Source organism: Pseudomonas sp. ML2-2023-3 (assembly GCF_037055275.1).
Classification (GTDB): Bacteria; Pseudomonadota; Gammaproteobacteria; order Pseudomonadales; family Pseudomonadaceae; genus Aquipseudomonas.
In genome coordinates, this window is record NZ_CP146343.1 from 631,977 (window position 1) to 656,914 (window position 24,938).

At 56.4% G+C, this 24,938-nt stretch carries 22 protein-coding genes and 1 pseudogene; 10 read left to right on the forward strand and 13 right to left on the reverse strand.

From position 1 onward, the window contains the following. Positions 1–65: 65 nt before the first annotated feature. A complete protein-coding gene (locus V6P94_RS02810) occupies positions 66–1,097 on the forward strand; it encodes a histone deacetylase family protein (RefSeq protein ID WP_133074909.1) in 1,032 nt (343 codons plus the stop codon). A 102-nt stretch (positions 1,098–1,199) separates the two neighbouring features. Here the strand turns inward: V6P94_RS02810 and V6P94_RS02815 are convergent, their stop codons facing one another. After that, entirely contained in the window at positions 1,200–2,756 is a 1,557-nt protein-coding gene (locus tag V6P94_RS02815) for a PLP-dependent aminotransferase family protein (protein WP_338649008.1), read from the reverse strand. 89 nt (positions 2,757–2,845) lie between these two features. Here V6P94_RS02815 and V6P94_RS02820 point away from each other — a divergent pair, with 89 nt between their 5' ends. From V6P94_RS02820 to V6P94_RS02830, 3 genes are read left to right on the forward strand one after another with little or no spacing between them, the layout of a single operon-like run. Continuing rightward, the gene (locus V6P94_RS02820; protein WP_133074911.1) at positions 2,846–3,475 is read left to right on the forward strand and encodes an FMN-binding negative transcriptional regulator; all 630 of its coding nucleotides are present in this window, start codon (positions 2,846–2,848) and stop codon (positions 3,473–3,475) included. 5 nt (positions 3,476–3,480) lie between these two features. Continuing rightward, positions 3,481–3,927, forward strand: coding sequence for a GNAT family N-acetyltransferase (locus V6P94_RS02825; RefSeq protein WP_133074912.1), 447 nt, complete (start codon positions 3,481–3,483; stop codon positions 3,925–3,927). Positions 3,928–3,944: 17 nt separating this feature from the next. After that, positions 3,945–4,625, forward strand: a complete 681-nt coding sequence (locus V6P94_RS02830) for a GNAT family protein (RefSeq protein WP_338649009.1) — start codon at positions 3,945–3,947, stop codon at positions 4,623–4,625. A 55-nt stretch (positions 4,626–4,680) separates the two neighbouring features. Here V6P94_RS02830 and V6P94_RS02835 read toward each other — a convergent pair whose 3' ends face one another. The 4 genes from V6P94_RS02835 to V6P94_RS02850 form a co-directional block, all read right to left on the reverse strand. Further along, complete coding sequence (locus V6P94_RS02835) at positions 4,681–4,956, reverse strand: helix-turn-helix domain-containing protein (protein ID WP_048362256.1); 276 nt, start codon at positions 4,954–4,956, stop codon at positions 4,681–4,683. Beyond that, on the reverse strand, positions 4,953–6,278 hold the full coding sequence (locus V6P94_RS02840) for a HipA domain-containing protein (protein ID WP_133074914.1): 1,326 nt from the start codon (positions 6,276–6,278) through the stop codon (positions 4,953–4,955). The genes V6P94_RS02835 and V6P94_RS02840 overlap by 4 nt, the downstream gene beginning before the upstream one ends. A gap of 224 nt (positions 6,279–6,502) precedes the next feature. Further along, a complete protein-coding gene (oadA, locus tag V6P94_RS02845; protein ID WP_133074915.1) occupies positions 6,503–8,311 on the reverse strand; it encodes a sodium-extruding oxaloacetate decarboxylase subunit alpha in 1,809 nt (602 codons plus the stop codon). An 11-nt stretch (positions 8,312–8,322) separates the two neighbouring features. Then, the gene (locus V6P94_RS02850; RefSeq protein WP_019826929.1) at positions 8,323–9,738 is read right to left on the reverse strand and encodes an acetyl-CoA carboxylase biotin carboxylase subunit; all 1,416 of its coding nucleotides are present in this window, start codon (positions 9,736–9,738) and stop codon (positions 8,323–8,325) included. A gap of 190 nt (positions 9,739–9,928) precedes the next feature. Here V6P94_RS02850 and V6P94_RS02855 point away from each other — a divergent pair, with 190 nt between their 5' ends. Then, positions 9,929–10,891 (forward strand): LysR substrate-binding domain-containing protein, encoded by a 963-nt coding sequence (locus V6P94_RS02855; RefSeq protein ID WP_133074916.1) that lies wholly within the window; start codon positions 9,929–9,931, stop codon positions 10,889–10,891. Here V6P94_RS02855 and V6P94_RS02860 read toward each other — a convergent pair. The 3 genes and pseudogenes from V6P94_RS02860 to V6P94_RS02870 form a co-directional block, all read right to left on the reverse strand. Next, entirely contained in the window at positions 10,833–11,045 is a 213-nt protein-coding gene (locus tag V6P94_RS02860) for a PA3496 family putative envelope integrity protein (RefSeq protein ID WP_133074917.1), read from the reverse strand. The genes V6P94_RS02855 and V6P94_RS02860 overlap by 59 nt on opposite strands. 192 nt (positions 11,046–11,237) lie before the next feature. After that, positions 11,238–12,104, reverse strand: a complete 867-nt coding sequence (hexR, locus tag V6P94_RS02865) for a transcriptional regulator HexR (RefSeq protein WP_133074918.1) — start codon at positions 12,102–12,104, stop codon at positions 11,238–11,240. Positions 12,105–12,261: 157 nt separating this feature from the next. Continuing rightward, positions 12,262–13,587: pseudogene (locus V6P94_RS02870) on the reverse strand (putative bifunctional diguanylate cyclase/phosphodiesterase); the annotation flags it as partial. Positions 13,588–13,988: 401 nt separating this feature from the next. Here V6P94_RS02870 and uvrD point away from each other — a divergent pair. From uvrD to V6P94_RS02885, 3 genes are all read left to right on the forward strand, one after another. Then, on the forward strand, positions 13,989–16,172 hold the full coding sequence (gene uvrD / locus V6P94_RS02875) for a DNA helicase II (RefSeq protein WP_338649010.1): 2,184 nt from the start codon (positions 13,989–13,991) through the stop codon (positions 16,170–16,172). Positions 16,173–16,438: 266 nt separating this feature from the next. Then, the gene (locus V6P94_RS02880; RefSeq protein ID WP_133074921.1) at positions 16,439–17,293 is read left to right on the forward strand and encodes a Tim44 domain-containing protein; all 855 of its coding nucleotides are present in this window, start codon (positions 16,439–16,441) and stop codon (positions 17,291–17,293) included. 133 nt (positions 17,294–17,426) lie between these two features. Then, positions 17,427–17,834, forward strand: coding sequence for an SMI1/KNR4 family protein (locus V6P94_RS02885; RefSeq protein ID WP_016782918.1), 408 nt, complete (start codon positions 17,427–17,429; stop codon positions 17,832–17,834). Positions 17,835–17,877: 43 nt separating this feature from the next. On the opposite strand, the gene V6P94_RS02890 is transcribed toward V6P94_RS02885, so the two are convergent. Beyond that, positions 17,878–19,638, reverse strand: a complete 1,761-nt coding sequence (locus V6P94_RS02890) for a cation:proton antiporter (protein WP_219261967.1) — start codon at positions 19,636–19,638, stop codon at positions 17,878–17,880. 287 nt (positions 19,639–19,925) lie between these two features. Here V6P94_RS02890 and V6P94_RS02895 point away from each other — a divergent pair, with 287 nt between their 5' ends. Continuing rightward, the gene (locus V6P94_RS02895; RefSeq protein WP_019826917.1) at positions 19,926–20,411 is read left to right on the forward strand and encodes an acyl-CoA thioesterase; all 486 of its coding nucleotides are present in this window, start codon (positions 19,926–19,928) and stop codon (positions 20,409–20,411) included. Between the two features lie 46 nt (positions 20,412–20,457). On the opposite strand, the gene pdxY is transcribed toward V6P94_RS02895, so the two are convergent. Beyond that, complete coding sequence (gene pdxY / locus V6P94_RS02900; RefSeq protein ID WP_133074923.1) at positions 20,458–21,330, reverse strand: pyridoxal kinase PdxY; 873 nt, start codon at positions 21,328–21,330, stop codon at positions 20,458–20,460. Positions 21,331–21,443: 113 nt separating this feature from the next. On the opposite strand from pdxY, the gene V6P94_RS02905 reads away from it, so the two are divergent. Beyond that, positions 21,444–21,845, forward strand: coding sequence for a DUF3301 domain-containing protein (locus tag V6P94_RS02905; protein WP_019826913.1), 402 nt, complete (start codon positions 21,444–21,446; stop codon positions 21,843–21,845). Between the two features lie 197 nt (positions 21,846–22,042). Here V6P94_RS02905 and V6P94_RS02910 read toward each other — a convergent pair whose 3' ends face one another. The 3 genes from V6P94_RS02910 to zigA are packed head-to-tail and all read right to left on the reverse strand — an operon-like array spanning position 22,043 to position 24,915. Then, a complete protein-coding gene (locus tag V6P94_RS02910) occupies positions 22,043–23,017 on the reverse strand; it encodes a GTP-binding protein (protein ID WP_133074924.1) in 975 nt (324 codons plus the stop codon). 39 nt (positions 23,018–23,056) lie between these two features. Continuing rightward, positions 23,057–23,710: a DUF1826 domain-containing protein gene (locus V6P94_RS02915; RefSeq protein WP_133074925.1), complete on the reverse strand. Its 654-nt coding sequence runs from the start codon at positions 23,708–23,710 to the stop codon at positions 23,057–23,059. Next, positions 23,707–24,915 carry a zinc metallochaperone GTPase ZigA gene (zigA, locus tag V6P94_RS02920; RefSeq protein ID WP_133074926.1) on the reverse strand — a complete coding sequence of 403 codons (1,209 nt, stop codon included), beginning with the start codon at positions 24,913–24,915 and terminating at the stop codon, positions 23,707–23,709. The genes V6P94_RS02915 and zigA overlap by 4 nt, the downstream gene beginning before the upstream one ends. Positions 24,916–24,938: the final 23 nt, after the last annotated feature.

Here is a 24,938-nt window from a genome sequence, read left to right on the forward strand (position 1 = left end):
GTTCTCTCAAACACCCCGGGCCGCAAAACTGTAGGCCACCGCCAAAGCCTTGGGAGAACAAGAACATGCTGACGATCTACTCGGACGATCATCACCTGCATCATGGCCGCTGTGAGTTGATGGACGGGCAATTGATGCCTTGCTTCGAAATGCCCTCTCGCGCCGACCATATTCTGCAGCGGGTACAAACCCGCGAACTGGGACCGGTGCGCGCGCCGCAAGACTTTGGTCGGGGCCCCATCGAACGTATCCACAGCGCCGCGTACCTGGATTTTTTCCAGGGCGCCTGGGATCGCTGGACAGAACACGGTCGTGACGGCGACTTGCTGCCATACACCTGGCCAGCCCGAACCTTGCGCGCAGTTTTGCCCACCAGCCTCCACGGCCAGCTCGGTTATTACAGCTTTGATGGCGGCGCCCCCATTACTGCGGGTACCTGGCAAGCGGCCTACAGCGCAGCGCAAGTCGCCCTGACCGCCCAGGCTGAGATTCAAAACGGCGCCCACAGCGCTTTCGCACTTTGCCGCCCACCCGGGCATCACGCCGCCAGCGACTTGATGGGCGGTTATTGCTACCTGAACAACGCAGCAATCGCAGCCCAGGCGTTCCTCGACCAGGGCCGTCGCAAAGTGGCGATCCTCGACGTGGACTATCACCACGGCAATGGCACGCAGTCGATTTTTTATGAGCGCAGCGACGTGCTGTTTACCTCGATCCACGGCCACCCTGAAGCCGAGTTTCCATTCTTCCTGGGCTACGAAGATGAACTGGGCGAAGGACCGGGCGAAGGTTTCAACTTCAACTATCCCCTGGCCGCAGGCTCGGCCTGGGATCGCTGGAGCGCAGCACTTGAATTGGCCTGCACCGAAATCGAAAGCTACGACGCTGACGTCATCGTGGTTTCACTGGGTGTGGATACGTTCAAGAACGACCCGATTTCCCAGTTCAAGCTCGACAGCCCGGACTACCTGCGCATGGGCGAACGCATTGCTCGCCTGGGTAAACCGACGCTGTTTGTGATGGAAGGCGGCTACGCCGTTGAGGAAATCGGCGTGAATGCGGTGAACGTGCTTGAAGGGTTTGAAAGCGCGCAATGATCAAGCCCTGCCTGTGGGAGCGGGCTTGCTCGCGATTCAGCCGGTGCGGTCTGTCTGAATTAATGCGGTGCCCCTCTCGCGAGCAAGCCCGCTCCCACAGGTTCAACGGCTGCCATTCCACACCTTGCCCAGCCGCTCCAGCGCCGCCTTGATCTCCACTTCGGGCACCGCTGCAAACCCCAGCACCAGCCCCGCTCTTTTATCCACAGGCTCAATCGAGTCTTGCTGCCAATAACTGCTTAACCCGTTGATTTCCACTCCGGCCGTCTTGGCCTGCGCCAACAGTGCCTGCTCCCGCGCAAAGCTCGTCACCGGCACGGCAACATGCAACCCCGCGGCGATGGTCGGCATCGGCCCCACCCCGTCCAGCGCATGGGGCCAATTAGCCAGCAACACATCCCGTCGACTCAAGGCCGCACGACGCATCCGCCGGATGTGCCGCTGAAAATGCCCCGCTGCCATAAACTCAGCCATGACCGCCTGGGTGCTGACTTCCGAATGGCGCATATCGAGGGATCGGCGCCGGGCAAACGGCTCGGTCAAGCCTTTGGGAAGCACCAGGTACCCCAGGCGCAATGCCGGAAAGGCCACCTTGCCGAACGTGCCGACATAAATCACCCGACCACTACGGTCCAAAGCCGCCAACGGGGCCAGCGGCGCACCGCTGTAACGGTATTCGCCATCGTAGTCGTCCTCGACAATCCAGCCCTGGGTGCGCTCAGCCCAGGCCAACAGTTCCAAACGCCGGGCCAGGCTCAGGGTCACACCGCTCGGGTACTGGTGAGAGGGCGTCACGTAGGCCAGCCGGCAGCTGCTCAAGTGTGCCAGTGCCGAACAATCCATACCGTCCTGATCCACCGCCACACCCTGCACATGAGCCCCGGCAATCGCGAACGCATAGGCTGCTGCGCGATAGCCCGGATTCTCCACAGCCACCCCCTCGCCCGGCTCCACCAGCAGCTGTGCACAAAGGCTAATCCCCTGCTGCGCACCACTAGTGATCAAAATTTGATCACTAGTGCACGATAAACCCCGCGAAGTGCGCAAATACGCCGCAATAAGTCCACGCAAGCGTTCATCACCAGCCGGATCGCCGTAACACAGTTGCTGCAAGTCTGGCTTACGCCAAAAAGCCGCCTGCAGCTTGCTCCATACCTCGAAAGGGAATAAGTCAAACGCCGGTACCCCCACTCGAAATGCACGAGGAACTCCACTGGGAGGCAGGTCAAGGGCATGCTTTGCGACCCGGCTCAAAGCAGTGCTGTGGATAACTTTACTGGATGTAATTACAGGTAATTCAGCCTGTTTTGTGGATAACCCTGGGGATAAGTCTGTTGAAAACCCTGTGGATAAGTTGGTGGACAACTTTTTTATCGGCAGCGCTTTTTCAGGCAGTTTTGCGACATAAGTGCCATCACCCACTCGCCCCTCAATAAACCCCTCGGCATACAACTGGTCATAAGCCCGCACCACGCTATTACGGGAAATACCAAGAGCAGTGGCCAGGTCACGGCTGGCCGGCAACCGCGCACCGCCACTCAACCGACCATCGAGCACGCGCTGGCGCAATGCCTGATACAGCTGGCGGCTCAGGCCTTTTTTCGGATCAAGCTCGATTCCGGCTGGGTTGAAGGCGATGGAAAGCGCTGAATCCGACATGAATTGGACCTATGAAAATGACCATTAATGGCTCTTACAACAAACCAATAGCCTGCCTAGGATGAGGCCATTCGCCAAGGATAATTTCTATGTACGTTCCCCGCGCCTTCGCAGTAGATGACATCCCAATGTTGCATCAACAGATGCTGGCCACGCCCTTGCCCGTGCTGGTCACTCACGCCAGCCAAGGCATGATCGCCAGTCATGTGCCTTTGCTGCTGAACCCGGATGAAGGCGCCTGCGGCACCCTGTATGGCCATCTTGCCCGCGCCAATCCCCACGGCAAGGCCCTGGCTGAAGGGACCGAAACCCTGGTGATTTTCTCCGGAGAACAGGCCTACATCAGCCCGTCTTTTTATCCCGGCAAGGCCGAACACGGTAAAGCCGTGCCCACCTGGAACTACCTCGCCGTTCACGCTTATGGCACCGCAGAAGTCTTCGAGGATGCCGAGCGTTTACTGGCGCTGGTCAGCCGCTTGAGCAGCAAACACGAAGCCGGTCGATCCCAACCCTGGTCGGTCAGCGATGCGCCAGCGGACTACATCGACAGCATGCTCAAGGCCATTGTGGGTTTTCGCCTGCCCATCACCCGCCTGGACGGCAAACGCAAACTCAGCCAGAACCGCGACGCCGCTGACCAGGCGGGCGTACGCAAGGGACTCCTGGCCAGCAGCAACCCGCAAGACCACGTACTCGCTCACTTAATGGCCAAGGAATAGCTCACATGACTCAAATCCAGATCAAACCCGCAACCACTGCTGATCACGAACAGTGGCTCCCCCTCTGGCAGGCCTACTTGCGCTTCTACAACACCGAGCTGTCAGACGACATTACCCAATCCACCTGGACACGTTTTTTCGATCCGGCTGAGCCGACCTCTCTGGCCCTTGCCTGGCAAGGCGACAAGGCCGTGGGCATGGTGCAGTGCGTGTATCACCGCACCAACTGGAGCATCAAAAACGCCTGCTACCTTCAAGACCTGTTTGTCAGCCCCCAGGTTCGCGGTAAAGGGGTAGGTCGCCAACTGATCGAGCACGTATATGCCGTCGCTCGCGATAAAGACTGTGCCAAAGTCTATTGGATGACTCAGGAAACCAACGCCACGGCGATCCAGTTGTATGAGCGCATTGCCGAGCGCCCTGGCTTTATCCAGTTTCGCAAAACCTTGTAATAACTAAGGAACGCGCAATGCCCGACTCTCTAGAACACTGGCTGGCGGCCAAAACACCCGATACCCGAACCCTTGAAGGGCAATTCATTCGTCTGGAAAAGCTCGACCCGGCACGGCATGGCGATGAACTATGGCTAGCCTTACAGGGGCCGCAGGCTGATCCCAAGCTTTGGGACTATTTACCCTACGGGCCCTTCAATGAGCGTCCGACGTTTGATACCTGGTTGCAAAGCCATGCCGCCAGTCGTGACCCGCATTTTTATACCGTCGTTGATAAGTTGAGCGGCGAGGCACAAGGCTTGATCAGCCTGATGTGCATCGTCCCTGAGCACGGGCGCATCGAGATAGGCCACGTGACCTTCGGCGCCCCCATGCAGCGCTCGCCAAAGAGTACCGAGGCGGTCTACCTGCTGGCCAAGGAAGCCTTCGCACTGGGCAACCGACGCCTGGAGTGGAAGTGCAACAACGACAACGCGCGATCAAAGCGTACTGCAGTACGATTGGGGTACACATACGAAGGCGTCTTTCGCCAGCATATGGTAGTTAAAGACAAGAATCGTGATACCACGTGGTACAGCATTATCGGTACGGAATGGCCCTCTATAGCGGCAGGCTTCGAAAAATGGCTGGCACTGGATAACCAACCAGAAAGCGGCCAGATAAAGACCCTGGAAGAATGCAGAGCATCAACTGTATAAAATTTGATCAATGCGCCCAACAAGGACTGTTGGGCGTTTTTGTTACAGAAGGGGATTAGAATTTTCGCGGTAAGCGGACCACACCCATTTGCAGACCAAAGGGCTTGAAGACTGCATTCAGGGATTTAAGCGTCGGATTGCCTTCGCCGTGCTCGATTTGAATCAAGGTACGGACCGAAATTTTGCACATGCGGGCAAACTGGGTTTGCTGCAATCCGGTCACATCAACCCGAAAGCGCTTTACCGCCTCACCCAGTGCGATTTTGCCCTGAGCAAGATCAGCCTCAATACTTTCGATCATCAACTGGCGCGCATCAATAGTCAGGGTCATTTCAAGCCCCACTCGCGCAAGCGCTGGTCGAGGTTTTTAAGCGCGATTTGTGGATGGTTCATCGTCAGCTCCGGTAGCCCTTCAGCACTTAACAAATCAGGCAGGGCCCGTAGCGGCTCGACATCAGCGCGTAAGCGCTGATACGCCATATCCGGATCAATAATCGAGCTCAGCGACTCACAGGCACCTCGCCAATCAATTTGCCCTGCACGCTCTACCTCCCGCGACCACTTGGTTGTACGCGTAATACCTTCACCATCCATCACCATGGGCGCCAGGTCATAGACAGGCGCCAGGCGAAATGAATCAACACCTCGAATAATCGCGGTGTTGCGGCCATGGTTATCACTGTTGCCAAGGATTTTGTTCAGCAGATCGCGGCGCAAGTATTCAGCCACCAGATCAGGGATCTGATCCTGCTGGCCAGCATGCTTCCAAAGCGCTGCCAACCGCTCAAGCACTTCGACGTGAGCCATGTCGCTGCCGGGCTCAGTGACCTGGGCAAGAGAATAGACAGACTCCACAGCAAGCCTCTCGACGCCTTGCCCAGTGACCTTGCGGTCAAAGCGCTGCATCCACAGGCTCGGCTTTCGCCCTTCTTCCAGCGCCAGCCCTTGAGCTGGAACAGTTTCAATACCCAATGCCTGCAAGGCTTTGTAGTACATGAATTCGCTGCGCAAAATGTCGCAGTCCAGCTCCAACCCCTTGTTGCGAGCAAACTTGATGAACCAATGCTGCCTGACGTCAGGGTCCGCCAGGGTAGCGTCGGGATACAACAAGCCATCCGCGCCTTCAGACATCAACAGTTTGGGCGCTTCGCCACCCGCCCCTGTTGCGCCGCCAATCGCAGCCCCCTGCTCGTGGGCGTACTCAAGAAAGCTGTTGTCACGATCGATCACGTCCTGGCGAGAGAAGCCCAGCGCCGCATGGGAATCAAGCCGCTCAAACGACTCTTTAATCCGCAGATGGCCTATCGGCGCAGGCGTGCTGCGGCCAAGCAAAAACAAATCAATGCTCAAGTCCTCAGGTTTTTCCCGCCCTATTTGCTTGATCAGGATCTTCTTCGCAGCCCCGGCCGGGGCAATGTCGTGCAGGAAGGCGGGAGCCTTTTTCAGAATGTGCGTATCCCACTCAACGGGCACACAAGCACTCACCGAGCAAAGAAAGGGGCTTTCAATGGCCTCCAGGTTTTGCATCAGGTACTTCTGCTTGTAGCCAAAGCGGCAAGGACCATCGAGCCCTTTATTCGGCTCAGAAAAAGCCAGCGTCATCGCGTCCTGCCACTGACCGGCACGGTAGAGCTGAAGGGTTAGCTGAAACATGCTCGCACCCGCAATTCAATGCATATCAAACAGTCGAATAAACCATTACCTGCAATATAGTGCAGTTGTGGTTATTTTTCTCGCCCAGAAAATGCATTTTAATGCAGATAAAGGCGATTTTCGGATCACCCGTCTGCATTAAAATACAGATACAAAAAGCCAGTCGAAAAAAAAGGGGAGCACATGCTCCCCCGAGGTTTAAAGCGTTTGTATCAAAGGCGGTATCAGGCTTCGATTTCGATCAGAATTTCGCCCGGGTTAACGCGGTCGCCCTTGATGACATGGATGGTGACGATTTTACCCGCAATGGCGGCCTGAACTTCGGTCTCCATTTTCATCGCTTCGGTGATCAGTACTGACTGGCCAGCCTTGACGACGTCGCCTACGGCAACCAGTACATCAACGATGTTGCCCGGCATTGCAGTGCTGACGTGGCCCGGCTCGCTCGCTTGCTTGCGCTTGCTCGAAGTGCCACCCACAAATTCGTTAAGCGGCTCGAACACCACCTCTTCCGGCATACCGTCGATGGACAGGTAGAAGTGACGCTTGCCTTCTGCCTTGACGCCTACACCGGTGATGTCTACGCGATAGCTTTCGCCGTGTACGTCGATCACGAATTCGGTCGGTACACCCTCACCGCTCGCCTTGGTAACACCGCCAGCTTCAGGAATCGGCAGCAATACTTCCGGGGCCAGGGTGCCTGCAGCACGCTCTTCGAGGAATTTGCGGCCGATGTCCGGGAACATGGCGAAGGTCAGTACGTCTTCTTCCGACTTGGCCAAAGCACCAATCTCAGCACGCAACTTGACCATTTCTGGCTTGAGCAGGTCAGCAGGACGTACGTCGATCAGCTCTTCGTTACCGATGGCCTGACGACGCAGTTGCTCGTTGATCTCGCCTGGCGCCTTGCCGTAGCCGCCTTGCAGGTAGAGCTTCACTTCGTTGGTGATGGTTTTGTAACGCTCGCCAGCCAGTACGTTGAAAAACGCCTGGGTGCCGACGATTTGCGACGTCGGTGTCACCAGCGGCGGGAAGCCCAGGTCTTCACGTACACGCGGGATCTCGGCCAGCACTTCGCTCATGCGGTTCAGGGCGCCCTGTTCCTTGAGCTGGTTGGCAAGGTTGGAAATCATCCCGCCCGGTACCTGGTTCACTTGAACACGGGTGTCGACTGCGGTGAATTCGCTTTCAAACTGGTGGTACTTCTTACGCACGGCATAGAAGTACAGACCAATTTCCTGCAACAGCGACAGGTCAAGACCGGTGTCGTATTCGCTGCCTTTGAGGGCCGCTACCATCGACTCGGTGCCCGGATGGCTGGTGCCCCACGCGAAGCTGGAGATCGCAGTGTCGATATGGTCGGCACCGTTTTCTATCGCCTTGAGCTGGCACATGGAAGCCAGACCGGCGGTGTCATGTGAATGAATAAAGATCGGCAGGCTGATTTCAGCCTTCAACGCCTTGACCAGTTCGCCAGTGGCAAACGGGGTCAACAGGCCAGCCATGTCCTTGATTGCCACCGAGTCGCAACCCATGGCCTCCATCTGCTTGGCCTGGGCCACAAACGCTTCAGTGGTATGCACAGGGCTAGTGGTGTAGGCGATGGTGCCCTGAGCGTGCTTGCCAGCAGCCTTGACCGCCTCGATGGCGACGCGCAGGTTACGGACGTCGTTCATGGCATCGAAAATACGGAACACGTCGATACCGTTGACAGCCGCCTTAGCAACGAAGGCTTTGACCACGTCATCGCTGTAGTGGCGATAGCCCAACAGGTTTTGACCACGCAACAGCATTTGCAGGCGAGTGTTAGGCAAGGCGGCACGCAGCTGGCGCAGACGCTCCCACGGATCTTCCTTGAGGAAGCGTACGCAAGCGTCAAAGGTGGCGCCGCCCCAGACTTCCAGCGACCAGTAGCCGACTTTGTCGAGCTTGTCGCAGATTGGCAGCATGTCTTCAGTGCGCATGCGGGTTGCCAGCAGCGACTGGTGGGCGTCACGCAGGATGGTGTCAGTTACAAAGATCTTCTTGGACATGAAAATTTTCCTCACAGGCCTGCGTGGGCGGCAATGGCGGCAGCGATGGCCAGGGCCAGCTCTTCGGGTTTGCGCTTGATCGAGTAGTTGGTCAGTTCTGGATGGCTTTCTACGAAGCTGGTATTGAACTGGCCACTACGGAATTCCGGGTTACGCAGGATTTCCTGGTAATACGCGGCGGTGGTTTTGACCCCTTGCAGACGCATGTCGTCGAGGGCGCGCAAACCACGGTCCATCGCTTCTTCCCAGGTCAGGGCCCACACCACCAGCTTCAGACACATGGAGTCGTAATACGGCGGGATGGTGTAGCCGGTGTAGATCGCCGTGTCGGTACGCACGCCAGGACCGCCGGGCGCGTAGTAACGGGTGATCTTGCCGAAACTTGGCAGGAAGTTGTTTTTCGGGTCTTCGGCATTGATCCGGAACTGCAAGGCAAAACCGCGGTGCTGGATGTCTTCTTGCTTGATCGACAACGGCAGACCGGAAGCAATGCGAATTTGTTCACGAACAATATCGATGCCGGTGATTTCTTCGGTGATGGTGTGTTCCACCTGCACCCGGGTGTTCATCTCCATGAAGTACACCTCGCCCTCGGCGAGCAGGAACTCCACGGTACCGGCGTTCTCGTAACCCACGGCCTTGGCCGCACGCACAGACAGGTCGCCGATGTAGGCGCGCTGTTCCGGGGTCAATTGAGGGCTTGGGGCAATTTCGATGAGCTTTTGGTTGCGACGCTGGATTGAACAGTCGCGCTCAAACAAATGCACCACGTTGCCAAAGCTGTCACCGAGGATCTGGGCTTCGATGTGCTTGGGGTTGACGATGCACTTTTCGAGGAACACTTCTGCCGAGCCAAAGGCTTTGGTGGCTTCAGAGATCACTCGAGGAAAGGCTTGTTCCAGTTCTTCACGGCTGTTGCAGCGACGAATCCCGCGTCCGCCACCACCCGAGGTGGCTTTGAGCATGACCGGATAGCCAATGCGCTCGCCTTCAAGCAGTGCTTCGTGGATATCGGCAACGTTGCCTTCAGTGCCTGGCGTGACCGGTACACCGGCCTTGATCATGCTGCGGCGCGCTTCAGTCTTGTCGCCCATGCGGCGGATGACTTCAGCGGACGGGCCGATGAACTTGATTCCGCGCTCGGCGCAAATATCAGCCAGCTCTGCATTTTCTGACAGAAAACCATAACCGGGATGCAGGGCATCACAGCCGGTTTCAACCGCCAGGTTCACCAGCTTGCGCGGGTTCAAATAACCGGCCAGCGGGTCTTCGCCAATGCTGTGGGCTTCATCGGCACGCTTGACGTGCAAGGCATGTCGGTCCGCTTCGGAATAGACCGCCACAGAACGAATACCCATCTCGGCGCAGGCACGCACGATGCGGACGGCAATTTCTCCGCGGTTGGCGATCAGGATCTTTTTTATCACTTGGATTTTCCCTAAAGCCCATGGAACAAACGACCTGCTAGACCAGGTCGGCACGTGTCCAAATGTGTCTGAACCGTTGTGTCGTCACACTAGACCCACGCAACAATAAACAAAAATCAATAATTCTTGGGTCGTGCATAAGTAACGACTTATAGTCAGATCACTTGCCGCTTCGGATAATTTTATAAAAATGCGTAAGTCATTGATGCGTATCACTTTTCGTCAATTACAGATATTCAACGAAGTCTGTGATTTGCGCTCTTACAGCCGCGCTGCAGAAGAAATGTCGCTGACACAACCCGCCGTAAGTCTACAAATTCGTCAGCTTGAAGAGCTGATTGGCCAGCCTTTGTTCGATTACGTAGGCAAAAAGCTGTACATGACCGAGGCCGCTGAAGCACTTCAGTTGGCCAGCCGGGATATTTTCGGGCGCCTTGAAAACCTCGACATGCAGCTCTCGGACATGCTCGGGTCGCTGCAGGGCCAACTGAAACTGGCGGTTGAATCGAGTGCAAAATATTTCGTCCCCCACCTGTTTGCCGCTTTCAAGCGCCAGCACCCGGAGGTCAATCTGCAGCTAACGGTGGTCAATCGGGCGCAAGCCGTTCGCCGCCTGTCGGATAACCGCGACGACCTGGTGATCATGTCGATGGTGCCGCAGGACATGGGCCTGGAGTTTCTGCCGTTTTTGAATAACCCGATTGTGGCCGTCGCACCGCCAGACCACCCGCTGTGCAGCCGTGGTCCGCTCCGTTTGCAGGACCTGGAGCCGTATACCTTGCTGATGCGCGAACAGGGGTCGGGCACACGCATGGCGTGCGAGGAATACTTCAAGGAGAAGCGTGTTCACTTCAGTCAAACACTGGAAGTGTCGTCCAACGAGTCCCAGCGCGAGTGCGCAGTGGCCGGGTTGGGCGTGGCGCTATTAACACGCCACGCCGTCAGCCTGGAACTTGCGACCGGCCTGTTGCACGAGTTGCCGGTCGAAGAGTTGCCGCTGTATCGCAGCTGGTGCGTGGTGCAGGCCAAAGCCAAGCGCCTGTCACCGGTGGCCCATGCATTTCTGGGGTTTATTCGCAGTGAGCGCCTGCAAATCAGCGAGCTGGTTGAGCGCTTCGACGGTCACTTGCCGACGCAGCCTGCCAATAGTTGATTGCATTGAGGTCGGGATAATCCGAGGTTTCAAGCCTTAGCTGGCGCTGATTGTCATGGTCTTCGATTGCGCGGCGAAAGGCCATGCGGCGCTGGTCTTCTTGCTGACGGCGGGTTTTGACGGCGCTATTGCGTTCTTCGTAAGGCTGGGCCATTTCGAGTCTCCCAAGGCGTGTACGGGAGTTTCAAGATGGACTTTGTTTATGACGACTTGGCGAAGATGGGATGACAGGGGGATGAAGGCTGAATATGAGTACTGTGCGGGAGGGAGCTTGATCGCGATTCAGGCAACGTGGCCTGTCAGGAAAGCTTCAGCGATGCCATCGCGAGCAAGCCCGCTCCCACAATTAATCTTCGTGGCTTTTCAGCGACTTGGGCGAAAGACGCAAGCTGCGCAGGCTGCGCTTGACGCTTTTAAGGTGGTTGACCAGGCTTGGGCCGCGAGCCATGGCAACCCCCATCGCCAACACGTCAATCACCACCAGGTGGGCAATACGCGAGGTCAGCGGGGTGTAGATTTCGGTGTCTTCGTGGACATCGATGGCCAGATTGACGGTCGCCAGCTCCGCCAGTGGCGTTTGGCTCGGGCACAAGGTAATCAAGGTCGCGCCACTTTCACGCACCAGATTGGCGGTGATCAGCAAGTCTTTGGAACGGCCCGACTGGGAGATGCAAATCGCTACATCCGTAGGCTTCAAGGTTGCAGCCGACATCGCTTGCATATGGGGATCGGAGTACGCCGCAGCCGTCAGTAAAAGGCGAAAAAACTTGTGCTGGGCATCGGCCGCAACGGCACCCGAGGCACCGAAACCATAAAACTCGACCCGCTGCGCTTGCGACATGGCCGTCACCGCACGCTGCAGCGCCACGGGATCAAGCTTCTCGCGCACTTCCATCAGGGTGTGCAGCGTGGTGTCAAAAATTTTCAGACTGTAGTCCGCAACCGAATCGTCTTCGTGGATTGCGAACTGACCGAAACTGGCACCTGCTGCCAGGCTTTGCGCCAGCTTGAGTTTCAAGTCCTGGAACCCGGAACAGCCAATTGCCCGGCAAAAGCGCACGATGGTGGGCTCACTGATGCCGACACTGTGGGCAAGGTCGGCCATGGAACTGTGCATTACAGCCGCAGGATCAAGCAGCACGTGATCGGCGACCTTGAGTTCCGATTTACGTAACAGGTGGCGTGACTGGGCAATATGTTGCAGCAGGTTCAAAGGGCAGGACTCGGTCTGTAAGCGGCAGGCGCCGGGGATGTAGCATTCTTGTAGTTATACTACAAGAATTCGCTTTCTGCCCACCCAATACACCCTGTCTTACCCTTATCTTTCCCATGATTCATGCAGCTTCAGGGCGATGTAGCCCTTTTTGGCACTACAAATCCACTACACCGGCACGTAACAAATCGCCAAACTGCGCAGCGTTTACCGGACGGCTGATCAAATAACCCTGCACTTCGTCGCACTGGCGAGCCTTGAGAAATGCCAGCTGCGCCTCGTTTTCGACACCTTCGGCCACGACTTTGAGGTCGAGGCTATGGGCCATGGAGATAATCGCAAGGGTGATGGCCTCGTCTTCACTGCAGCGCCCCAGGCCGTGGATAAAGGTTTTATCAATCTTCACGTAATCCACTGCAAATCGCTTGAGGTAACTGAGCGAGGAGTAACCGGTCCCGAAGTCATCAATCGCCAGCCTCACGCCCAGCTCGTGCAATTGCTGGAAGGTTGCGATGACGTATTCAACATTGTCGAGCAACTGGCTTTCTGTCAGCTCAAGTTCCAGGCAGTGAGGCGCCAGACCGGTTTCTTCAAGCACCTGGCGCACCAGGCTGACCAGTTTGCCCTGGCGCAATTGATGCCCCGACAGGTTCACCGACACCCGTATCGGCGCCAGCCCTGTGCGCTGCCATTCACAGGCTTGCCGGCAGGCTTCGCGCAGCACGAACTCTCCGATGGCGCTGATCAGGCCAGTCTCCTCGGCCAAGGCAATGAAGTCGCTCGGAGGGACGCTACCCAACTGCGGATGATCCCAGCGAACCAGCGCTTCAGCTGCGTGCAGGCGCCCCGTTGCAAGGCATAGTTTAGGTTGATAGAAAACGTCGAGCTGGCATTGGGCAATGGCTTTGCGCAACTGACTTTCCAGTTGCAAACGCTCCAGGGTGCTGTGTTGCAGGCTGTGACTGTAGAACTGAAAAGTGCCGCCGCCCAGATGCTTGGCCTGGCGCATGGCTTTATTGGCCTGGTGGACCAGGGTGGCAATGTCCCGTGCGCTGCCCGGCAGCAGGCTGATGCCCATGGACACGCTGATGATCAGCTCATGGCCATCCACCACCAAGGGCCGGCCGAGTCTTTCCATCAGTCGGGTCGCTACCCGCGCCAGACTGGTCAGGCTGCTGTAAGCATCAAACAGCACGGCAAACTCATCGCCCGACAGTCGCGCAATGGTGTTGGCCTCAGGCAAGGCCTTGGTGATGCGTTCTGCCATTTTTTGCAGCACATGATCGGCCAGCTCGTGCCCAAGATTGTCATTGAGCAATTTGAAACGATCGAGGTTGATGTGCAGCAACGTCAGGTGGCATGAACCCTGGCGAACACGCTGGCTGGCCTCCTCCAGTCGCTCCTTGAACAAGAGACGGTTGGCCAGGCCGGTCAGTTCATCAAAATGGGCGAGGTGGCGAACGCGCGCCTCAACGAGACGGCGCAGTTCCACTTCGCGCAAAAGCTCAGCGTTCAGTTGCTCACTGCGGACATTGGCTTGCTGCAAGTCGTCGAACAGACCTTGATGGCGTAAACGCTGCACCTTGTGACGCAGATTGACCCGCTTTACTTGCCAACCCAAACCACTCACCAGCAGAAAAAGGCCGAGCCCGAGGCCGAAAAAAATTCCCGGCGAATTTAAACTCTGAACCATCGGCGAAATTCTTATCAGTAGGGGAGCCAGGAAGTTGCCCGAGCATACACAAGCTGTGCCCGCGACCAAACGCACAGGCATCATTTAATAGATGAAACCAGCACAGCCCATACCGGCAGGCTTTTTGACCGCTCGGCCCAAGAGCGCTACGTGGCTAGCAATAAAACGTCAACAGCCCCTAAAATGCCCCGATGCGCGATGATCTCTCTCTCTTGTTAAATTCTCTCAACGATGCCCAACGTCAGGCCGTCACGGCCAGTGTGGGGCGTCAGTTGGTTCTGGCCGGCGCAGGTTCCGGCAAAACCCGTGTGCTGGTGCACCGTATCGCCTGGTTGATCCAGGTCGAGAACGCGTCGCCGCACTCAGTCCTGTCGGTGACATTCACCAACAAGGCCGCCGCCGAGATGCGCCACCGCATCGAGCAACTGATGGGTATCAACCCGGCGGGCATGTGGGTCGGCACCTTCCACGGGCTGGCACACCGTTTATTGCGGGCTCACTGGCAAGAAGCCGGGCTGAGCCAGACCTTTCAGATCCTCGACAGCGATGACCAGCAACGTCTGGTCAAGCGCGTGATCCGTGAACTGGGGCTGGATGAACAGCGCTGGCCGGTGCGTCAGGCGCAGTGGTTTATCAACGGTCAAAAAGACGAAGGCCTGCGTCCTAAACATATCCAGGCCAGCGGCGACTTGTTCCTGGCCACCATGCGCAATATTTACGAGGCCTATGAGGTCGCGTGCCAGCGTGCCGGTGTCATCGACTTTTCCGAGCTACTGCTGCGCGCCCTGGATCTGTGGCGCGACAACCCGGGCTTGCTGGCGCACTACCAGAAACGCTTCCGCCACATTCTTGTCGACGAATTCCAGGACACCAACGCCGTTCAATATGCCTGGCTGCGATTGCTGGCCCAGGGCGGCGACAGCCTGATGGTCGTGGGCGATGACGACCAGTCGATCTACGGCTGGCGCGGCGCGAAAATCGAAAATATCTACCAGTACTCAACCGATTTCCCGGACGCCGAGACCATTCGCCTGGAGCAGAACTATCGCTCCACGGCAGGCATCCTCAAAGCGGCCAACGCCCTGATTGCCAACAACACCGGACGCATGGGCAAAGAGCTGTGGACTGACGGCGGTGAAGGCGAAGCAATTAATTTGTACGCAGCCTTCAATGAACACGATGAAGCGCGCTACGTGGTCGAGACCATCGAAAGCGCCTTGAAAACCGGCCTGGCCCATAGCGATATCGCCATTTTGTACCGCTCCAACGCCCAATCGCGGGTGCTTGAAGAAGCGTTGCTGCGCGAACGTATTCCTTACCGCATTTATGGTGGCCAGCGCTTCTTCGAGCGCGCAGAAATCAAAAACGCCATGGCTTACATGCGCCTGCTCGAAGGCCGTGGCAATGATGCCGCGCTGGAGCGGGTGATTAACGTGCCTGCCCGCGGTATCGGCGAAAAAACCGTCGAGGCCATTCGCGATCACGCACGTCACAGCGATGTGTCGATGTGGGAGGCGATGCGCCAGCTAATTGCCAATAAAGCCCTCCCCGGTCGTGCTTCAGGCGCCATTTCCGGCTTTATTGAACTGATCGAGAACCTCGCGGCAAAAGTCATGGAGATGCCTCTGCATCTGATGACCCAAACCGTGATCGAACAGAGTGGGCTGATTGCCTACCATCAGGCGGAAAAAGGCGAAAAAGGCCAGGCCCGGGTAGAAAACCTTGAAGAACTGGTCAGCGCAGCGCGCAACTTCGAGAACAATGACGAAGATGAAGAGCTGTCGCCATTGGCCGCCCTCCTTGGTCATGCCTCACTGGAGGCTGGCGATACCCAGGCCGAAGAGCATGAAGACGGTATCCAGCTGATGACGCTGCACAGCGCCAAGGGTCTGGAGTTTCCGTATGTGTTCCTGGTGGGCATGGAAGAAGGCTTGTTCCCGCACAAGATGAGCCTGGAAGAACCCGGCCGCCTTGAAGAGGAGCGGCGTCTGGCTTACGTGGGCATTACCCGCGCCATGCAAAATCTGGTCATGACGTACGCTGAAACCCGACGCCTGTACGGTAGCGAGACCTACAACAAGGTTTCGCGCTTCGTGCGAGAAGTGCCAAAAGGCCTGATCCAGGAAGTTCGTCTGTCCAACAGCGTCAGTCGCCCTTTCGGTGGTGGTCAAAAGCAGAGCGCCAGCAGCCTGTTTGGCGGTTCGGAAATACCAGAAACCGAATTCAAGCTTGGCCAGATGGTCAAGCACGCGGTCTTTGGCGAAGGCGTCATTCTCAACTTCGAAGGCGCAGGCGCGCAGGCGCGGGTACAGGTGAACTTCTCCGAAGGCAGCAAATGGCTGATGATGGGCTACGCCAAACTTGAAGCGGTCTGACAGCAACCCGACAGCTTTGCGGGAATAGTCTGGATTGATAGATAACGGTGGGAGCGGGCTTGCTCGCGATGGCAGCACCTCGGTGTATCAGATGCACCGAGTGCCGGGAATCGCGAGCAGGCCCGCTCCCACATCAATGCGTCCTACAGTAAAAAAATCTGTCTCTTACAGATAAATAGGCAAAAGCCCGAAACACTTCACCGCTAGCCAGTCACAACTCACCTGTGCAACATGGCGCGCGTGATATCCACAAATGGGAACCCCTTATGAAACGTTTTCTTAGCATCGCCATGGCGTTGTGCATCGGTTTGACGATGAGCCTCGACGCGAACGCCAAGCGCTTCGGCGGCGGCAAAAGCGCTGGTGCAGCGCCTAGCCACCAAACGCGCCAGGCCGCTCCAGCTGCAGCCCCTGCAGCTGCCGGTGCTGCAGGCGCCGCCGCAAAAGCCGGTGGTGCTTCGCGCTGGCTCGGCCCTCTGGCTGGCCTCGCAGCCGGTGGCCTGTTGGCGTCCATGTTCATGGGCGGTGGCTTCCAGGGCATGCAGTTCTTCGACATCCTGATCATGGCGGTCATCGCCTTCCTGATCTTCCGTTTTATCGCGGCCCGTCGTCGCAAGCAACAATCCGAGATGATGGCCCCTGCCGGTCACGCTCCACTGCAACGCGAAGCCTTTGACGCCAAGCCAGCACCTTCGTCCTTCTTCGGCGGCGGTTCGGCAGCCCCTGCGGCACGCCCGGTGATCAATGCACCGGCCTGGTTCAATGAGCAGAACTTTCTTGAAGCTGCGCGCAACCATTTCCAGTCCCTGCAACAGCACTGGGATGCCAACGAAATGGACAAGATCGCCGAGTTCGTAACACCGCAGATGCTCGACTTCCTCAAGCGTGAACGCGCTGAGCTGGGTGATGGCTTCCAGTCCACCTACATCGACAACCTGACCGTGCAACTGGACGGCCTGGACGACCGTGCAGACAAAACCATTGCAACCCTGACCTTCAGCGGCGTGTCGAAAAACTCGCGCTTTGACCAGGGCGAAGCCTTCAGCGAAAGCTGGAACATGGAGCGTCAGCAAGGTGATAACCAGCCTTGGCTGGTAGCCGGTATCCGTCAGAACGGCTGATCCCGCAAGCTACACATGTGTTAATCAAAGCCCCGGACTTGTCCGGGGCTTTGCATTTCACGATTGCACTTATAACGAGCTACTGTATAAAGCGCGTCATATAAACCGCGCCATAGAGCATGAGGATGAGGTCGTGGAAGAGATCATTGAAGAGCTACGCGAAAAAAACGAGCCTGTACCAGTTCCTCTGGAACTGCCTGAAGAAGACCAGTTGGTGGAAATCGAAGAACAGCTGTTCATTGATATTCCGTTTGTCTTCAGAGAGTTTCTGCTGACCGTCAGTGACGTGGTGTATGGCAGCCTGGAGCCGGTCACCGTGACCGACCCACAATCACACACCTACCTGCCGGAAGTGGCAGCCAACGCTTGGGATGCCGGCGTTGACCGCAGCTTGATCCCTATTTGCCAGGACGGCGACGACTACTACTGCGTAGAAGAAGACGGCACCGTGGTGCTGTGGTCCGGCGAAGAAGAGCTCGTTACCGAAGAAACATGGGAATCGGTCTGGCACTGGGCGCGCGACGTCTGGCTGGAAAGCTGATACCTGCTTGATGCCCGCTTTCCAGCCATTGGTCAGCGGGCTGTCAGTGCTCCCCTTCCTTGTGGTTATCCAGCGTCTCCAGCAGTGCAACCTGCATGCGGGTATGGATCCGGATGAACCAGCGCCACAACAGCGCAGCCACTCCCGCTGCCACTACTGCAATCACGATCAGCAATTCATTGGTGGGCAAGATGCTCGCCGACAATGCCGACAACAGCAGAAAAATCACCAGTAACGACAGAATCGGGATCACTTCCGAGATCACCCGACGCACGCGCTGCGTGTGACGCCCGGCCATCTCCGGTTTGACGCCCATCTCGGCCAGGAGCATCGACAACGCCTTGAGCTTGCGATACGCCGCGATCAAAAACGGCAGCGACAGCAACAAGGCCACGCCCCAGATAATCCCTTTTTGCCAGCTCGGCTCCAGAATCCAGCCCTGCAAGTAACGGCCAATCCGGGGGGCGAAGTAACCACCCGCGAAGAAAATAGCGATGACCAGGGCCAGGTTGACCCCAACCTGCATCAGGATTTTCCGGATCATCGCAGCCAACAGTGCCCCTTCTCCCTGCGGCTGAATACTGCGCAGCCACTCGCCATAGAGCCCGAACACCCGTGACACACGACCAGGTACCACCTGTGCCAGCTTGAGCGAGAGCGGGTCTGCGGCGCGAATCAGATAAGGCGTCATCAAGGTCGTCAGTACGGATACAGCAACCGCTACGGGGTACAGGAAGCTACTGGTGACCTGTAATGTCATACCTAGCGCCGCGATGATGAAAGAAAACTCCCCAATCTGAGAAAGTCCCATCCCAACCCGCAGCGATGTGCGTCCGTCATTACCTGCGATAAATGCCCCTAGCCCGCAGGACAGCATTTTGCCCAGCACCACCGCAATGGTGATCACCACGATGGGCACCGCGTATTCCAGCAGGATCGCCGGGTCGAGCATCAGTCCGATGGCGACAAAGAAAATCGCGCTGAACAAATCACGTACCGGTTCGATCAGGCGCTCGATTTTCAGTAACTGACGGGATTCGGCCATGATCGCCCCGATCAAAAAGGCCCCGAGCACCATGCTGTATTCCAGTTTGACCACCAGCAGGCAGAAGCCAAAACACAGCCCCAACACGGTGATCAGCAGCATTTCATTGCTTTCGAATCTGGCCACATACGCCAGCACACGCGGCACCAGCAAGATGCCGATGACCAGCGCCACAATCATGAACAACGACAATTTACCGACTGTCGAAAAAACTTCCTCGGGGCTGACACTGCCGCTGACAGCGATGCTCGACAGCAGCGCAATAATCCCGATGCCTAAAATATCTTCAACGATCAGCACGCCAAAAATCAGCTGTGCGAAGCGCTCGTTCTTCATTTTCAGGTCATTAAGGGCTTTGACGATGATGGTGGTCGATGAAATGGCCAGAATCGCGCCTAAAAACAGCGAATCCATCGTGTTCCAATCAAACCAGCGGCCAATTTCGTAGCCGATCCAGATCATCAGCGTAATTTCCATAAACGCTGCGATAAAGGCTGTGGCCCCGACCTTGAACAACTTGCGCAGGCTGAACTCCAGTCCCAGGCAGAACATCAAAAAAATAACCCCCAGCTCGGCCAGGGTTTTGATCGTTTCTTCATCGTGGATCAGGCCAAACGGCGGGGTGTGCGGGCCAATGATAAAACCCGCAACGATATAGCCCAGCACCACGGGTTGCTTGAACCTGTGGAAAAGAATCGTCACCACACCTGCGACCAGCATGATGACTGCCAGATCCTGGATAAAACTGATGGCATGCATGGCGTGGCGCTCCTTGTTTAATTTTCAACAGGCAACAAGACGACAGACGCCGCCTGACTGGCTGTGCGTATCGACCGTTCTAAATGTAGGAATTACCCGACTAACGGGCTTTTGCAGGTTAACACCGCGACTTCCAGCATAAAGGCGGTGCAATATATGGAAACAGATGGATATAAGCGTGACGGCAGTCAAAACGGCAACGTCCCGTTAATTACTGTTTCAAAAATCGACAAGTATCCACAGAGATACCCATTTCACTGCTGCAACACAACCACGAGCCTGCTGCTATGGAACCCGGAAACGCCCAACTGTCGATGACGGTCCTGATGACCCCGGACATGGCCAATTTTTCTGGCAATGTTCACGGCGGAACCCTGCTCAAGTACCTGGATGAAGTCGCTTACGCCTGCGCCAGCCGCTATGCGGGGCGTTATGTAGTCACCTTGTCGGTGGATCAGGTTATTTTTCGCGAACCGATTCATGTCGGTGAGCTGGTGACTTTCCTGGCATCGGTCAACTACACCGGCAACACCTCAATGGAAGTCGGCATCAAGGTCGTCACCGAAAATATCCGTGAACGCTCGGTGCGCCACACCAATAGCTGTTTCTTCACGATGGTCGCCGTGGACGACGACCGTAAACCGGCCGCTGTTCCGCCGCTGCAGCCGTTGAACAGTGAAGACAAGCGTCGTTTTATTCAGGGCAAGCAACGTCGCCAGATCCGTCAGGAACTGGAGCAGCGTTATCGCGAGCTGAAAGACGAGACGGTGTAAATGACCTGTGGGAGCAAGCTTGCTCCCACAAGGTTTTCAAGTTTGCTTACAAACTGATCGGCACGGCTTCAAACCGCACACGCGGATGAGCAATGCGGTCCTGGGCCCGGATCAACTGCAATTCGTAGCTGGTGCAGGCCTGGGTTTCCAGCAGCACCTCGTGCACCGCCGCAGCGGTGAACTCAAAAGCGGCCACCAGGCTGTCGCCCAGCAATACCCGCGCTAAAAACAGGCCTGAAGTCAGATCGCCCACACCCACAGGCTGACGCGGGAAAGCCAACAGTGGACGGCGCAAGTGCCAGTTCCCTTCTGCTGTTACCAGCAGCATCTCGAAACTTTCTGCCGGCTTGCCTGGATAAGACAAATGCTTGACCAGCACCGCTTTCGGGCCGCGGGCCAGCAAGCTGCGGGCCATCGCCAGGCAGTCGAACAACGATTGCGGATGGCGACCGCAAAAACTGTCCAGCTCCAGCTGATTGGGACACAAAAAGTCGGCCATCGCGGCCGCTTCTTCGAGCAGGAAATCACTCACTTCCTGGGGGACGATGCAGCCTTTCTCCGGGTGACCCATTACCGGGTCGCACAGATACAACGCATGGGGGTTTACGGCCTTGATACGCGCCACGCCACTCAAGATTGCCCGCCCCTGAGCCGCACTGCCCAGGTAACCGGACAAGACCGCATCACAGTTGCCCAGCTCACCGATGGCGGCAATTCCGTCAACAAGCGAAGGAATTTGCTCGGGAGCCAACACTTCGCCTGTCCACTGACCATACTGAGTGTGGTTGGAGAACTGCACCGTGTTCAGAGGCCAGACATTCACCCCCACGCGCTGCATAGGAAAAACGGCTGCGCTGTTGCCGGCATGGCCGAAAACCACGTGGGATTGGATGGCGAGTAAATGAGGTGTACGTTTCATGCCGGATTCCAGACTACGGGTGGATTCAAGCCACGCAGTATGCGACGAAACGCGGCCTGTACGACAGGTTGAAGACGCAGTTAAGCTGAGCACAATCTGTTGGAGCACATGTAATGCTGACCCTAGGAAATATGTTTGTGCTGATGCTGCTGGCCACTGGCGCAGCCTGGCTGTGGCACAACCACGGTTTGCGCGAGCGGGCGCTGGAACGCGTCAAACAGCACTGCAAAAATCTCGATATCGAGTTGCTGGATGAAAACGTGGCACTCAAAAAAATCGGCCTGATCCCCGATGCCAATGGCAACAAACGCCTGGCCCGTGTGTATAACTTCGAGTTCACGGTTACGGGAGATCAACGCCATACCGGGACCATCACCCAGTTCGGTGCCCATAGCGCAAAAATCGAACTGCCGCCCTATCCCTTCCAGACCGAGCCTGAGCCCAGCGAAATTCCCAGCGCTCAAGTGATTGAACTCAGCCAATGGCGCCAGGAACACAGCAAGACCCGCCACTGAGCCCTTCTCGCACCTTTCTGCAACGTACCTGTGGATAACTTCCCCGCATAACAGGCTAAAACCATTGAGATAGACACTTCTCTTGGTTTTTGGCCGGTGTAAATCAATGGGCACACTTAATATTGTAGGACAATTTTACCAGCACAGAATCAAGTAAAACGCCCTGTTTTCTTGCTCGCGCCCCATGCCCGCCCCCCCTAAAAAACGTCCTCGTGCAGGCAGTTTTCCAGCCCCGAGCGAAGCACATCCAGGTCTTGCGGCTGATCAAAGATTAATTCGAGGCGTGAATCCGTACGCCACTCACTCGGCACCCACGCTGCGACTGAGTTATCCACAGAATTACTTGAAAACCAGCCTTCCGGGCCATGAATAACCACCTTCGCACGGCGCCAATTGAGGCTTTCCAGCCACTGGCGCAGCAACCCCAAGTCAAATTGCCTTGAGGCATGCCAACGCCAACCCACACTCCAGGCCTGAGGCTGAAGCTGAGTCATCACAATAGGTGTACATGGGTCTGAAAACACGCTGCCTATTTGATTAAATTCCTTACAAATCAACGAGTTATCCACAGCATGAGAGATATTCATGTCGGCTGCAGGCAGCGTATTTAAAGGGATCCGGCCATATTCGACCCATACAATCGGGCACTTTGGCAGGCTGTATGCAATCTGCTCACGTTGCTCATTCGGGACACTATTAGATTTATTCATGACCACTAAACCGGCACTTTTCAAGGCTTCTTGCTGGGCTTCAGGCAAGGGTTTGCCCTGGGCCAAGGCTTGCGCATCAAGCACCACGACGCACGGCTGCAGGGCCAGAACACCACGCCAGGGTGCCTCACTCAGCTGCTTTAAAATCTGTGCGGGATGGCCCAAGCCTGAGGGCTCAATCAATAATCGGTCGGGGCGGGCCTTGCGTAAAAGACGGCTCAAACCAATCTGGAAAGGAGCGCCATTGACGCAGCACACACAACCGCCAGCCACTTCGGCAATCGCAATTGCATCGTTCCCCTGACTCATCAGAGCCGCATCCAGACCTATTTGACCGAATTCATTCACCAATACTGCCCAGCGCTCATGGGCGGGCTTGTGCGTCATCAGGTGCTGAATCAGACTGGTTTTGCCGGCGCCAAGTGGCCCGGCAATCACGTGGGTGGGTATGTTTTGCAGCATGATCGCCAGCTTCTATGTTGATCAAAGCAGCAATATGCCTCAGGCCAGCCAATCGAGGGTCAAAATCAATCGACGCTCGCCCGGCTCCAGAGCCGGAGAACGATGGATCAAGCCCGCCCCCTCATTGCCTTGCCACTTTTCTCCCTTGAGCAAGGCCACCTCACCGGCATTCACCTGCTGAATCAACGAGCCACGGGTTGGCTCGGCCTGCGGCTGGCCCAACTGAGAACGCTCCATCACCCCTTCTTCCAGCCATTGGCTACCCACTCCCGCATAAGTGGTAATGAGTCGCACAGGTACGTGGTCCACATGAAACCGTGGGCACATGGCCTTATCCAGCGCCCTGAGACGCAGCCCAACGCGTTTTGCGCCCAACAGGCACGCATAGGCGCTCACCAGCCAGGAAACGTCGGCAATGAAGCCTGCATAGCCCTCCAGATCATTAAACCTGGCGGCCAAGCCAGCCAAATTGGGCTGAGCCTTTTCGTTGGGCATATCTATCACGATGGCGTCAGCCAATGGCTCGTCTAACGCGAGTAATAAAGCCCCGAAATCGACGATATGCACAGGTAACTGACGCTGCCAGATAGCCAAGTTGACGTCTTCATCCAGAATCCGCGTCATGATTTCAGGCGTTTGCCCACGAACCTGATCGATCAACGGCTGAGCGATAAAGGTAAATGCATTCTTCATGCGGCTACCTCTTCATACCAATCACCAAAGGGATCGTTCAGTCGTTTCCAGCTTGCTTCACCCAATTCCATTTCGGCATCGCTGAGCAAACAGGCATCAAGCTCATGGGCGAGAAGTGAAAAGTCGATGTGCTGACCTATAAACACCAATTCCTGACGGCAATCTGCGGTGTCTGGCTGCCATTTTTGAAGAATTTCCGCCCTGGTTTCCGGATCTTGTGGCCATTGGTCGCTCGGCACAAAACGCCACCAGCGCCCGGCAAACCCATAGCGCATCAAGCCGCCTGCCTGGGACCAACTGCCCGCCTCCTGATATTTACTGGCCAGCCAGAAAAAGCCTTTGGAACGCAGCAATTTGCCGTTGGTCCAGGGACGCTCGATGAAATTAAAAAAACGTTCGGGATGAAACGGACGGCGAGCGCGATAGGCGCTGGAGGCGATGCCGTATTCTTCGGTTTCAGGTACATGCTCACCGCGCAGCTCTTGCAACCAGCCAGGTGCTTGGGCCGCACGCTCAAAATCAAAACGCCCGGTATCGAGAATTTTATTTAGCGGGACTTCCCCCATGACCATGGGGATTATTTCTGCATGTGTATTCAGACGCTGCAAAATGGCCATTAATTCTTGTCGGTCGGCACTGCTGATGAGGTCAATTTTGCTGATCAAGATGACGTCCGCGAACTCGACTTGCTCAATCAACAAATCGGTTATTGACCGTTCGTCGGATTCATCAAGGATTTCTCCTCGCGAATCCAGGCTCTCTGCCGCTTGATAATCCTGCAAGAAATTAAGGCCATCCACCACCGTGACCATAGTATCCAGACGGGCACTATCTGCCAGGCTCTGCCCTGCGTCATCGCGAAAAGTGAAGGTTTCTGCCACGGGAAGAGGTTCTGAAATACCCGTTGATTCGATTAATAAATAATCAAATCGACCGTCCTTCGCCAATGCACTGACCTCCTCCAGCAAATCTTCACGCAGGGTGCAGCAGATGCAGCCATTGCTCATTTCGACCAGTTTTTCTTCAGCACGATTCAAGGTCACGTCACGCTGAACTGCACCGCCATCAATATTTATTTCGCTCATGTCGTTAACGATCACCGCTACACGCAAGTTGTCGCGGTTACGCAAAATGTAATTGAGCAGAGTGCTTTTTCCCGCTCCGAGAAATCCGGACAGCACTGTCACCGGCAGACGTTTAGGCATGGGAGCTCCTCATCAGGATAGGC